The organism is Roseibium aggregatum, from assembly GCF_014692675.1.
GTDB classification, from domain to species: domain Bacteria; phylum Pseudomonadota; class Alphaproteobacteria; order Rhizobiales; family Stappiaceae; genus Roseibium; species Roseibium aggregatum_C.
Genome location: NZ_JABFCZ010000040.1, coordinates 22079 through 29014 on the forward strand (window position 1 = coordinate 22079; position 6936 = coordinate 29014).

The window sequence follows — 6936 nt, forward strand, 5'->3', positions numbered from 1 at the left end:
ACACATCCGAAACCCGCCGCCACGCCATGCTGAAAACGGCCATGGGGCCGGTGATCGGTAAAGCGCTCTCCGACACCACCGTCATCGAAGTGATGGTTAATCCCGATGGCAAGCTCTGGATCGATCGGCTCGGCGAGGGGCGCAGTTCCGCAGGCGTGCGAATTCACCCCTCTGAAAGCGAACGCATCATTCGCCTGGTTGCCTCCCATGTTCGCGCTGAAGCCCATGGCGACAATCCCATCATCAGTGCCGAATTGCCGTCTGGCGAGCGCTTTGAAGGGGTGTTGCCTCCGGTCGCGACATCGCCCTGTTTTGCCATCCGCAAGCCGGCATCAAGGATACTGACGATCGCCGACTATGTTTGCGACCGGATCATGGTTCCGATCCAAGCCGCAGCTCTAAGGAAAGCGGTTCGGGAGCGGAAAAACATCCTGGTCGCAGGCGGCACGTCTTCAGGAAAGACGACGCTGACCAATGCGCTTTTGGCCGAAATTGCTGACTGCGATGAACGGGTCATTCTCATCGAAGATACGCGCGAACTTCAATGCGCAGCCCGGGATTGTGTTGCTTTGCGCACGCGCTCAGGCGCAGTCACCATGGGCGATCTTGTGCGCTCCACGCTGAGGTTACGTCCCGACCGCATTATCATTGGCGAGGTGCGCGGCGCAGAAGCGCTTGACATGCTCAAGGCATGGAACACCGGCCATCCCGGCGGCATCGCGACCGTCCATGCCAATTCCGCGCGCTCCGCACTCTATCGCATCGAACAACTTGTGCAGGAAACCATTGCCGTCGTCCCGCGCCGTCTGATCGCGGATGCGATCGATCTCGTCGTCTTTATCGACGGGCGCGGATCGTCGCGCCGGATCGAGACCATCGCAGAGGTGACCGGTCTCGACAGCCAGGGCGATTACACCGTCAAAACCCTGTCTCTTCACCAGCTACAGCAATTCTGAAAGGACTTTTCATGCGTCGAAATCTTCGCTTTGCTTTATCGTCCGCCTTCATATTTAGGTTTACGATCCCAGCTTATGCCGCAGGCTCCGGCATGCCATGGGAAGAACCGCTCCAGCGTATTCTGGAATCGGTTCAAGGGCCGGTCGCTAAGATCGTCGCGGTAATCATTATCATCGTCACTGGATTGACGCTGGCCTTTGGTGAAAGCTCCGGCGGCTTCCGGCGACTGATCCAGATCGTCTTCGGCCTCTCCATTGCTTTCGCCGCCAGTTCATTCTTCCTTTCCTTCTTTTCCTTCGGCGGCGGGGCGCTTCTCTAGATGGCGGCTGCTTCTGATCTTGAGGGTTTTGAAATCCCCGTTCATCGTGCCTTGACCGAGCCCATCCTGTTGGGCGGCGCGCCGCGCGCTGTGGCCATCTTCAACGCTACGCTGGCCGCAGCCATTGGTCTTGGCCTCCAACAATGGATCGCCGGAGTGCTCCTGTTTGTCGCCGGACAAACACTCGCGGTTTTCACCGCGCGACGAGATCCCGATTTCATGACCGTGCTCGGCCGGCATCTCCGTCAACGGGGGTGGTGGCGATGCTGAAGATTGGCGAATATCGCAATAAGGCGGACCGACTCGCCGATCTGCTTCTCTGGGCGGCACTGATTGCGCCCGGCATTGTGCTCAACAAGGATGGAAGCTTTCAGCGGACCTTCCGCTATCGCGGACCTGACCTGGAAAGCGCGACAAAAGCCGAACTTGTCGGCCTATGTGCGCGTGCCAACAACGCGTTGAAACGCCTCGGTTCCGGTTGGGCGTTGTTTTTCGACGCTGAACGGCTTGAGGCCCAAGACTATCCGTCATCGGACTTTCCAGACGCTGCGTCTTGGCTTGTCGACGAGGAACGGCGTGCCGCTTTCGAAGAGGGTAGGCAAGGTCGGCACTTCGAGACCCGCTATCATCTCACGCTGGTTTATATGCCGCCACCGGACGCGCAGGCGCATACCGAAAATTTCCTTCTGGATCGTGGCCGGGAGACAGCTCAGGGGGCGAGACCGAAGTCCGGTCACTTATCCGGTGCTCCGATCGCCGCAACGATTGGCCAGGGTGAAGACATCGGGTCAACAAAACGAACCTGGCGGCAGGAATTGGCACGGTTCGGGCAGGAAAGCGCGCGGGTGCTCGATCTCCTCAGCGGTGTCCTGCCGGAAATTCGGGCGCTCGATGATGCCGAAACCCTGACTTTCCTGCATGGAACGATCTCAACGAAGCGTCACCCTGTCGCCGTGCCCGGGACGCCGATCTATCTCGACGGCCTTCTGGTGGATATGCCACTGACCGGTGGCCTGGAGCCGATGCTGGGTGAACAGCATATGCGCACATTGACCATCCTCGGGTTTCCAAACGCCACACGGCCCGGCCTTCTCGATGCGCTCAACCATCAAGATTTCGCCTATCGCTGGGTGACCAGGTTTATTCCGCTCGACAAGACGGCGGCAACCAAAGTCCTCACGCGCCTGCGCCGGCAGTGGTTCGCCAAGCGCAAGTCGATGACCGCCATTCTGCGTGAGGTCCTGACAAACGAGGCGACACCCTTGGTCGACAGTGACGCCGACAACAAGGCACTCGATGCCGATGCTGCGTTGCAGGCGCTCGGAGGCGATCATGTCGGTTTCGGCTATCTCACGACCACGGTCACGGTGTTCGATGTCGAACCCCAAGTCGCCGAAGACAAAGCCCGAGCCGTCGAGCGGATCATCAACGGTCTCGGATTCACCTGCATTTGTGAGAACGTCAATGCCGTCGAGGCCTGGCTCGGCTCGCTGCCCGGCCAGATTTACGCCAATGTTCGCCAGCCGCTTGTTCACACGCTGAATCTTGCCCATCTCATGCCTCTTTCTGCGGTTTGGGCAGGCCCGATCCGCAATACCCACCTGGGGGCGCCGCCGCTGTTTTACGCGCAGACCTCCGGTGCAACACCGTTCCGGTTTTCCACCCATGTCGGGGATGTCGGCCATATGCTGATTGTCGGCCCGACCGGTGCCGGCAAATCGGTCCTCTTGTCGCTAATCGCCATGCAATTCCGCCGGTATGCGGGATCACAAGTCTATATCTTCGACAAGGGCAAATCAGCCCGCGCCGCGACCCTTGCCATGAAGGGTGAGCACCATGTGTTGGCAAGCGATGGGTCGCTCGCCTTCCAGCCGCTGCGGAACATTGATGATCCGGCAACGCAGAGCTGGGCGGCAGAATGGATTGGCGCACTGCTGGCGCATGAAAAGGTCACCGTCACGCCTCAGGTGAAGGAGGCCGTCTGGTCGGCGCTATCCAATCTCGCGACTGCGCCCGTCGAAGAACGAACACTAACTGGGCTCTCAGTGCTGCTGCAATCGAACCCGGTGAAAGCGGCACTTCAACCCTATACGCTGGACGGCCCCTTCGGTCGATTGCTCGATGCGGCGCAGGATCGACTGGCATTGTCGGACGTGCAGTGCTTCGAAACCGAAGACCTGATGCATCAGCCCGGCGTTGTCATGCCGGTTCTAACCTATCTGTTTCATCGGCTCGAAGAACGATTTGGCAGTCTGTCGGCGACGGGGTCGGTGAGCCGACCGACACTGCTGATCCTCGATGAGGCGTGGGTGTTCCTCGACAATCCACTCTTCTCCGCGCGTATCCGCGAATGGTTGAAGGTTTTGAGGAAGCGGAATGTCGGGGTCGTTTTCGCCACGCAATCGCTCGCGGATGTGGCCGACAGCTCCATTGCTCCCGCGATCATCGAGAGCTGCCCACAGCGGATATTTCTGCCCAACGACCGGGCAGTCGAGCCCCAGGCGCGCTCAGCCTACGAACGCTTCGGTCTCAACGATCGGCAAATCGAGCTGATCGCGCAGGCCATGCCCAAGAGCCAGTACTATCTCCAGTCGCGGCGCGGCAATCGTCTTTTCGAACTCGGTCTTGGTCCGATCGCACTGGCGTTTTGCGGTGCGTCCGATCCGGCCGCCCAAGCCCTCATCGATCATCTTCTGGCCGGAAACGGCATCGGTGAACAAGCGGGCAGCGATTTTGCCGCCAGCTTCCTAAAGGCGCGCGGCCTCGACTGGGCCGCCGATCTCCTCACGCAATTTTCTCGACACGGAGACCTCTCATGAAACGATCTTTCCTTACGGTGCTGATCGCCGCCTGTCTTGCCATGACCATGCCTCAGGCAGGACAAGCCGCATTTCCGGTTTTCGATGTCACCAATTATGGCCAGAACGTTCTGCAGGCGGCACGTGCGCTGGAGCAGATCAACAATCAGATTGTCGCGCTCCAGAACCAGGCAACCATGTTGCAGAATATGGCGCGAAACCTTCAGCGGCTCGATTTTTCGTCTCTTGGGTCCTTGCAAGGTGCACTGACCCGCATCGACGGGCTGATGATGCAGGCCGAGGGGTTGAGCTTCAGCCTCGATGAACTCGAAGGCCAGTGGCAACAGCAATTCCCCGATAGCTACGATGGTTCCATCGGCGTGAACGACATGGTGACGGCAGCGCGCGAACGCTGGCAGAACGCCATGAGCGCCTTCCGCCAGACCATGCGTGTGCAATCGCAAATCATCGAAAACGTCCGTTCCGATGAAGGACTGCTCACCGATCTCGTCAATCAGAGCCAGGGCGCAAGGGGGACACTCCAGGCTAGCCAGGCTGCCAACCAGCTCATCGCGCTCAGCACCAAACAACAAATGCAGATCCAAACGCTGATGGCCGCGCACTACCGCGCCCAGTCCGAAGACGCAGCGCGCAAGGCGCAAGCCGAGGAAGCAGCGCGTGAGACAACCAGACGTTTCTTGGGTTCCGGCAGCGCCTATTCCGGCAATTGACTGTCACGGGGTGGCTCACGGATGAACGACCTAAGTATTATCGACCGGTTCATGGAGACCTACAGTCAGTATATCGATACTGGCTTCGGGCTTTTATCTGGCGACGTCGCCTTCCTGTCTACCAGCCTGATCGGCATCGACATAACGCTCGCTGGCTTGTTCTGGGCGCTGAACACCCTGGGAGGCGGCGAGGATAACATCGTCGGCCGATTGCTCAAGAAGGTGCTTTATGTCGGCGCCTTCGCCTTCATCATCAATAACTTCCAGACGCTGGCCGATATCATCTATCGCTCCTTCGCCGGCCTGGGTCTTCAGGCCGCGCCCGGAGGCATGACAGCCGGCGATCTTCTCCTCCCCGGCAAGATCGCTGCCACCGGCTATCAGGCAGCCTATCCGCTGCTTGAACAGGTCAGTGATCTGGTCGGCTTCCCCGAAATTTTCGGCAACGCACTCACCGTCTTCGTGCTTCTCGTGGCGTGGTTCTTGGTCCTCATCGCCTTTTTCATTCTGGCGATCCAACTGTTCATCACCGTGCTGGAGTTCAAGCTAACGACGCTGGCGGGCTTCGTGCTCGTACCCTTCGCACTGTGGAACAAATCCGCGTTTCTGGCCGAACGCGTGCTCGGCAACGTGATTTCCGCAGGTATCAAGGTGATGGTTCTGGCCGTCATCGCGGGTATTGGCAGCACGCTCTTTTCCACGTTCACAGCCGGTCTCCAGGGGCAGGAGCCGGACCTCGCCGCCGCCATGTCACAGGTGCTGGGGGCACTGTCTCTTTTGGGTCTCGGCATCTTCGGTCCGGGTATCGCCGCGGGCCTTGTCTCTGGTGCGCCGCAGTTAGGCGCCGGTTCAGCGCTTGGTACGGCAGGGGCTGCTGCAGGCGCCATAGTGCTGGCCGGCGGTACAGCGGTTGCAGCTACGCGCCTGGCCACAGGCGGCAGTCTTGCCGCTATCCGTGCCGGTGCGTCTATGGGCTCGGCTGCGTCCGGCTCTTTTCAGCTGGGTCAGGCCGTCTCCGGTGCGTCCGGCTTGTCGGGAGTTGCAGCAGGCATGGGCGGGATGGCCCGTGCCGCAGGTGGCGCTGTCATGCAAGGCGCGCGTTCGGCCACAGACCGCAAGGGTTTTTCCTTTTCAGAGAGCTTTGCAAAAGGAACCCGGGCTGCATGGACCGCGAGCGGCGGCACGCTGAGCGCCACGATGCAAACCCGCGAAGATCGAACCGCGGATGCAACATCTGCCAGCACTCTTACCGGTTCCGCTCCGGGCAATTCTGCGCCCAATTGGGCGAAACGGCTCCGGTCCGACCAGACCTCCCGTGCCAGTCGCCACGCGGTGGCACAAGCCATCAAGGACGGCGACCGGCCAAGCCAGGGTGCCAATCCCTCCATCGACCAAAAGGACGATTGAACCATGTTATTCCGGAGAACGATCCAGCGCTACGGGCAGACACCGGAGCCTGTTACCCCTTATCAAAAAGCCGGGCAGCTATGGGACGAGCGCATTGGCTCCGCCCGCGTGCAGGCACGCAATTGGCGTCTTATGGCCTTTGGCTGCTTTGCTCTTTCCGCATTAACCGCCGGGGCCCTTGTCTGGCAATCGATGCAAAGCCGCATAACACCCTATGTGGTCGAGGTGGATAAGTTCGGCGAGGCCCGTGCCGTGGCGCCCGCCATTCAGAATTATCAGCCCGCTGATGCCCAGATCGCGTGGCATCTGGCTCGCTTCATTACCCATGTGCGCAGCCTTTCCACGGATCCGGTGCTGGTGCGCCGGAACTGGCTTTCTGCCTACGACTTTGCAACCGACCGTGCTGCGCTGTTCTTGAATGAATATGCCAAACGGAATGACCCATTCGCTCGAATCGGGTCGCACACCGTCTCGGTGCAGGTCACCAGCGTGGTGCGGGCTTCCGACACGTCCTTCCAGGTCAAATGGACAGAACAGGTTTTCGAGCGTGGCAGCCTTGCCAGGACCGAACGTTGGACAGCCATTTTAACGATTGTGATTATGGGATGGCCCGCCCCTCTCCGGAGCGATCCGATAGGATTGCTCTGTATTTGAGGTAGAGAGGAACGGACCGATGTCGATTTTTGTACTTGGAATTGATCTTGGCAAGAACGTGTGCAGCCTG

Annotated in this window: 7 protein-coding genes; all 7 read left to right on the top strand. The window is 59.7% G+C overall.

All coding sequences use genetic code 11. The features are described from left to right. Positions 1-26: 26 nt before the first annotated feature. From trbB to trbF, 7 genes are read left to right on the top strand one after another with little or no spacing between them, the layout of a single operon-like run. Positions 27-956: a P-type conjugative transfer ATPase TrbB gene (trbB, locus tag HK439_RS24825; protein WP_235988105.1), complete on the top strand. Its 930-nt coding sequence runs from the start codon at positions 27-29 to the stop codon at positions 954-956. A gap of 11 nt (positions 957-967) precedes the next feature. Next, positions 968-1276 carry a TrbC/VirB2 family protein gene (locus HK439_RS24830; protein ID WP_190294188.1) on the top strand — a complete coding sequence of 103 codons (309 nt, stop codon included), beginning with the start codon at positions 968-970 and terminating at the stop codon, positions 1274-1276. Then, positions 1277-1546 (top strand): VirB3 family type IV secretion system protein, encoded by a 270-nt coding sequence (locus HK439_RS24835; RefSeq protein WP_190294189.1) that lies wholly within the window; start codon positions 1277-1279, stop codon positions 1544-1546. Continuing rightward, a complete protein-coding gene (gene trbE, locus HK439_RS24840; protein WP_190294190.1) occupies positions 1540-4095 on the top strand; it encodes a conjugal transfer protein TrbE in 2556 nt (851 codons plus the stop codon). The genes HK439_RS24835 and trbE overlap by 7 nt, the downstream gene beginning before the upstream one ends. Further along, positions 4092-4805: a P-type conjugative transfer protein TrbJ gene (gene trbJ, locus HK439_RS24845; protein WP_190294191.1), complete on the top strand. Its 714-nt coding sequence runs from the start codon at positions 4092-4094 to the stop codon at positions 4803-4805. Before trbE ends, trbJ begins: the two co-directional genes overlap by 4 nt. A 21-nt stretch (positions 4806-4826) precedes the next feature. Next, entirely contained in the window at positions 4827-6212 is a 1386-nt protein-coding gene (gene trbL, locus HK439_RS24850) for a P-type conjugative transfer protein TrbL (RefSeq protein ID WP_190294192.1), read from the top strand. Between the two features lie 3 nt (positions 6213-6215). Beyond that, complete coding sequence (gene trbF, locus HK439_RS24855; protein WP_190294193.1) at positions 6216-6866, top strand: conjugal transfer protein TrbF; 651 nt, start codon at positions 6216-6218, stop codon at positions 6864-6866. The last annotated feature ends 70 nt before the right edge of the window (positions 6867-6936 follow it).

What these genes read in the sequence shown, in the direction of transcription:
- trbB (WP_235988105.1), top strand. Translation starts at nt 27, where the DNA reads ATGCTGAAAACGGCCATGGGGCCGGTGATCGGTAAAGCGCTCTCCGAC.
- HK439_RS24830 (WP_190294188.1), top strand. Translation starts at nt 968, where the DNA reads ATGCGTCGAAATCTTCGCTTTGCTTTATCGTCCGCCTTCATATTTAGG.
- HK439_RS24835 (WP_190294189.1), top strand. Translation starts at nt 1,277, where the DNA reads ATGGCGGCTGCTTCTGATCTTGAGGGTTTTGAAATCCCCGTTCATCGT.
- trbE (WP_190294190.1), top strand. Translation starts at nt 1,540, where the DNA reads ATGCTGAAGATTGGCGAATATCGCAATAAGGCGGACCGACTCGCCGAT.
- trbJ (WP_190294191.1), top strand. Translation starts at nt 4,092, where the DNA reads ATGAAACGATCTTTCCTTACGGTGCTGATCGCCGCCTGTCTTGCCATG.
- trbL (WP_190294192.1), top strand. Translation starts at nt 4,827, where the DNA reads ATGAACGACCTAAGTATTATCGACCGGTTCATGGAGACCTACAGTCAG.
- trbF (WP_190294193.1), top strand. Translation starts at nt 6,216, where the DNA reads ATGTTATTCCGGAGAACGATCCAGCGCTACGGGCAGACACCGGAGCCT.